The following is a 3,897-nucleotide window of genomic DNA, read 5'->3' on the forward strand; positions in this document are numbered from 1 at the left end:
TATGGGACTTTTTGTTTACACTCAAAAAGCTCCATAATCTCTACAGTGGTTTTACCCACTACAGAAATTATAGAGCCACTTTTAAAAGGAGAATAATATATGCTAGTACAATTACCAGAAGAACAAACTCAAGAAATTCAGCAAATGATTGCAACACTAATAAAGAACGAAATTCATCATTTTAAAGAAGATATTGGGGCTGACAGCCCTTTTCTAAACAAAAAAACAGACTTGTAACTACCTTGGAATCTCTAATAATACACTTGATATTTGGATTGCAATGGGGCTACCCTATATCCGAATTGGAAAATCTATTCGTTTCAATAAGGAAAGTATCAATCAGTGGATGACAAGATTAGAAATCAGCGCATAGGGAGATTAAAATGGCTATTAAGAAAACGAAAAATGGAACCTATCAATTAAAACTCTATGTTCCCACTGATATTTAAGGGAAACTGGGTCTGGGACAATATTATGAAAAGCGTTTTAAAACAAAAAGGGAGGCTAGGGAAGCTGAACTTAAATTTGCAGTGAATATAGAAAAAGCAAGAAATAATCTTCCTGTTGATAAAAAGGAAGAAATCACTTTTGAGAACTTTTATAAACAAATTTGGTTAGAACCTTACAAGGCAGGTCAAACCACAACTACAATTAAACCACCAACAAAGGCGACTATTTTTCAAACAGAAAACATATTCAGACTACATATCTTACCTATTCTAGGTAAATATTCCATTGAATACCTAAATAATAATAAACAACTTATTCTTTCACTACTCACTCCCAAAGCAAATAGCTATGCTAATTTCAAAGTGATTAGAAGCTATGTTAACTCCGTATTTGATTGGGCTGAGGAACTTGAATATATTCCATCAAATAAACTCCGAAAAACAATCAGTAGAATTAAAGCTAATAGAAAGATTCTCCTTAGAGAGAGCAAAAGAGAGGAGGATCTTTCTCTCGATAAAGAAGAGCTGAAATTATGGCTACAAGCTTTTGACACAGATTTAGAGAAAGGACTTATTGACCTAAAAGACTACACTCTCTTTTATACGACATTCTTTTTATCTGATAGAAAATCAGAAAGCTATGCTCTACAATGGAAACACATTAATTTTTCTACTGGAGAAATACTCATAGAACAGGCGTTAGACCGTTTTGGTAATATAAAATCAACAAAAGGTAATAAAAAAACTCTCTTTAAGGCTCCAATTGAATTGATGGAATTATTAGCAAATTGGAAAGTGAAGCAACAAGAAGAACTTAAGCTATTTGGTCTTCGACAAAATCAAAAACAGTTTGTTTTCACCTATAATGATCGTTCAAACAATATTAACTTACCACTCCATATAGATTATCTGAATTATAGAATGAAATCAGCCAGACGCAGGCACTCTGAACTAGCACCAGCTTCCCCACACAAACTAAGACATACTGGTGCGACACTCGCAAAACAAGCTGGAGTTCCACTTGAAGTAATTTCTGAAGCCTTAACTCATAGTGACAAAGAAATTACAAAGACTTATGTTAATACTAAAGATATAGTAAATCAAACTGTTGGTGAAATTGCATTTAGGAATCTTAAAAATTAGGTCAGGGAAATTTCAGGGAAACTATAGATTTTTTGATAAAAAAAGACATCCAAGAGATAACTCTTGAATGTCTTGAAACGTTGATATAATCGTATTGATTAACGTTTTGAGTGCAGTGGTTGCCATCCAATCAAATATCGCTTCGCTTATTTTCTTGGGGCAACTATGCATAGCATATCTCTATGCGACTAAAGTCGCTAGAGCTATCCTAATTGCGCACCGCCAATTCTCATACAAAAAAACACCTTGCAAGTTGCAAAGTGTTTTCGTTTGTACTCTGCTGTCCAGTAACGAATTAACGTTTAGAGAACTGGCTAGCTTTACGAGCTTTCTTAAGACCTGGTTTGGAAAGTATGGATTTCAGTTGGACTAAAAACAGCGTAATATCAAGGATTTTCTGAACAATATCTACTTTTTAATTTCATAAAATCTGAATCAATATTTTTAAAATAGGGGAATAGTTTAGGTCTCTAAGCATTAAAATAATACACCTAACTTTGGTCACCGTTTTTTAGTTATTCACTCTTTTTTCAGATAGTGTTTTTAAAGTTATGATGTAAAATGCCGCAATTAAAACACTATACATCATAATCGGAGGATAGAGAATTAAGGATAGAATCAATCCCACTCCTTTAATTATTAGGTCAGGTATCAATAACTTCCTATATTGTGCGGTAGCTTCAAGTAATTCTTTCTGATCTATATTGGGTTTATCAATTACTTTATGTAAAAACCAGTTTGCTACCGTTGAAACAATAACGATCAGTCCATAAAAGAGCTGTGCCGTATGATTCATGAAATGACTACTAACTATTCCAGTAGCATAGGGCATAAATGAAACAAAAAATAAAAGATACAAATCCTTTCAAATTCCTCCCTTTTCAACTTGGCTAACTTGACCTGCATTACCTAGGTCGCTTTGCTTTAAATTATACTTTTTTCTTAAACATTTGATACGAGTAGGTATTTCTTGTGAGTAATTTTCATCAAAAAATTTCATAGATAAGTCCTATATATAATCATGGTAAAGTAGTAAAAATAGTTGTTATCCTAGTTGATTAAAAAAGTCTTTGATTTCCTCATCTTTTATAAAATAATATATAATTTTCCCCTCTCTTCTAGTATCCAAGATGTTTTGATTGGCTAGTTTACGAAGATGGTGAGAGGCAGATGCCATACTGAGATTTAGTAAACAGGCTATATCACAGACACAGAGTTCTTCAACAGCAAGGAGATAAAAGATGATATTTATCTGTTTATTATCGGTAAACTTTGATAAAATACGAAGTGATTTTTGGACTTTTTCCTTTTCAAGGTAGTTCGTTGCGGTTGTAACATTTTGTTGATTAATAACATCCACTTGACAGATACTATCTTTTTTCATAATTTTTTCTCCTAGCCTAACACAGCCCATAGCATGTCAAAGCTGTTGTTTTCAATCAGGATATACATCCCCAATCCTAAATAGACAACGGCAATAAACCATCTGCTATATTTCTCCAAAGTTTCTCCAACAGAAGGGACTTGTGCTAATTTTTGGGCAGAAAAAACCAAGAGATAAATCATGACTAGAAAAGTAAGTAAAGTCACTATCAAATTCGCTAAATTTAAGGTGGTAAAATATGGGACAAAGACACCAATATTGTCAGCGCCACAACTTGCAAAAGTAATCATAGCGACTAGAAAAATCAGGTTTTTATTGTCTTTTCGCAAACCATCTTTTGCAATAGCTTCTCCATCAGAATCTCCTAAAAGCAAAACTTTGAGGCCTAGGAAAATTGGAATCAAACCGAGTAAACCTAAAATCTCTTTACTAGGAATATAATTCAAGACAAATGCAAAAAGCAAACTTAGGTATATTAGACTAACAGAGCCTAGAAATTGTCCTAAATAGATGTTAATGATGTCCTTTCTGCTTTTTCTTTTGGCAAAAAATAACATTAGGATAATAAGTAAGTCTACGGCTGTCCCAGAATACAGGATTATTGAAGTAACAACATTTTGAACCATAAAGCACCTCATTCAAATATATTTTTGAATGTATTTTAACATTAAACTTTGTAGATGTCAACTTAAAATCCACCAATTAATAATTGCATGTCAATATTTGTATTGTGAAACTAGTTTCAGAAATATATAGTCTTAAAGTATGTCCACTGCCAATGGTTTTTTCAATATTTAAAAGGAGAGAACCAATTTGGTCCTCTCCAGGGTATAATTTTCCACCAACCCACTACAGTTGACAAACATACTAAGATTAGTAGTGAAGAAATCTCCGACGGGAGAGAGTACTCACTACTTTTTC

The 3,897-nt window shown here is 33.0% G+C and carries 4 protein-coding genes and 2 pseudogenes; 2 read left to right on the forward strand and 4 right to left on the reverse strand.

All coding sequences use genetic code 11. The features are described from left to right. Nucleotides 1-99 precede the first annotated feature (99 nt). Both H7T99_RS10445 and H7T99_RS10450 read left to right on the forward strand, forming a co-directional pair. Nucleotides 100-373: pseudogene (locus H7T99_RS10445) on the forward strand (helix-turn-helix domain-containing protein). A gap of 10 nt (nt 374-383) precedes the next feature. Then, nucleotides 384-1,592 (forward strand): annotated as a pseudogene (locus tag H7T99_RS10450) (tyrosine-type recombinase/integrase). A gap of 511 nt (nt 1,593-2,103) precedes the next feature. Here H7T99_RS10450 and H7T99_RS10455 read toward each other — a convergent pair. The 4 genes from H7T99_RS10455 to H7T99_RS10465 form a co-directional block, all read right to left on the reverse strand. Next, complete coding sequence (locus H7T99_RS10455; RefSeq protein ID WP_014334291.1) at nt 2,104-2,388, reverse strand: hypothetical protein; 285 nt, start codon at nt 2,386-2,388, stop codon at nt 2,104-2,106. A 69-nt stretch (nt 2,389-2,457) separates the two neighbouring features. After that, entirely contained in the window at nt 2,458-2,592 is a 135-nt protein-coding gene (locus H7T99_RS10640) for a hypothetical protein (protein ID WP_002889641.1), read from the reverse strand. 45 nt (nt 2,593-2,637) lie between these two features. Further along, on the reverse strand, nt 2,638-2,976 hold the full coding sequence (gene cadX / locus H7T99_RS10460; RefSeq protein WP_002889640.1) for a Cd(II)/Zn(II)-sensing metalloregulatory transcriptional regulator CadX: 339 nt from the start codon (nt 2,974-2,976) through the stop codon (nt 2,638-2,640). 11 nt (nt 2,977-2,987) lie between these two features. Further along, nucleotides 2,988-3,602, reverse strand: a complete 615-nt coding sequence (locus H7T99_RS10465; protein WP_037604280.1) for a CadD family cadmium resistance transporter — start codon at nt 3,600-3,602, stop codon at nt 2,988-2,990. Nucleotides 3,603-3,897 lie beyond the last annotated feature (295 nt).

Origin of the sequence: Streptococcus sp. 17.1 (assembly GCF_016648655.1) — a bacterium.
GTDB lineage: Bacteria > Bacillota > Bacilli > Lactobacillales > Streptococcaceae > Streptococcus > Streptococcus salivarius_E.

What these genes read in the sequence shown, in the direction of transcription:
- H7T99_RS10455 (WP_014334291.1), bottom strand. Translation starts at nt 2,388, where the DNA reads ATGAATCATACGGCACAGCTCTTTTATGGACTGATCGTTATTGTTTCA.
- cadX (WP_002889640.1), bottom strand. Translation starts at nt 2,976, where the DNA reads ATGAAAAAAGATAGTATCTGTCAAGTGGATGTTATTAATCAACAAAAT.
- H7T99_RS10465 (WP_037604280.1), bottom strand. Translation starts at nt 3,602, where the DNA reads ATGGTTCAAAATGTTGTTACTTCAATAATCCTGTATTCTGGGACAGCC.
- H7T99_RS10640 (WP_002889641.1), bottom strand. Translation starts at nt 2,592, where the DNA reads ATGAAATTTTTTGATGAAAATTACTCACAAGAAATACCTACTCGTATC.